The 462-nt window shown below is 61.3% G+C and carries 1 pseudogene; it reads right to left on the bottom strand.

The features are described 5' to 3' along the window. Window positions 1-462, bottom strand: a pseudogene (locus tag AB4Y34_RS41980) (Tn3 family transposase); the annotation flags it as partial.

Raw genomic sequence — 462 nt, 5'->3', positions numbered from 1 at the left:
AGCACGAGATCCTTCCAGTTGCGAATCCGTGGCATCAGGTTGATGCCGAGCAGGTACGTGAACGCAAAAACGGCGGCGGACTGCCCCTGCGTGTCGGCATGAACGGTATCTGCCTTGACCGACAGGCTGGCCTTCAGCAAGCCCTCGATCACATAGATCGCCTCCCACACGCCCGGCGGAATGAAGTGCTGGAACACCGCGATATAGTTGTCGGCGACGTGCCGGTACGCGACCGCGCCCATTTTCCGGTAGCGAAAGCGGTAATTCGGCGTCGAGCTTGTGGGAAGCGTCTGTCAGCCATTGACGCAGATGGCGCACGAAGTCACTGCCAGTTGTGGGCATGCCGAGCTTGTCGCAATAGTCCGGCAACTGCTGCTCGCATTGCCGCCACGGCAACAGGTGATCGCGATAGTCGGCGTACGCGTCGGAGCCCGATCCGCACAGATCGCCGACCCGCAGTTC

The sequence above is a fragment of the Paraburkholderia sp. BR10954 genome (assembly GCF_040965775.1).
Lineage (GTDB): Bacteria > Pseudomonadota > Gammaproteobacteria > Burkholderiales > Burkholderiaceae > Paraburkholderia > Paraburkholderia youngii.
The sequence above is the reverse complement of the archived record's forward strand: the minus strand, read 5'-3'. Positions and strand labels throughout refer to the sequence as shown.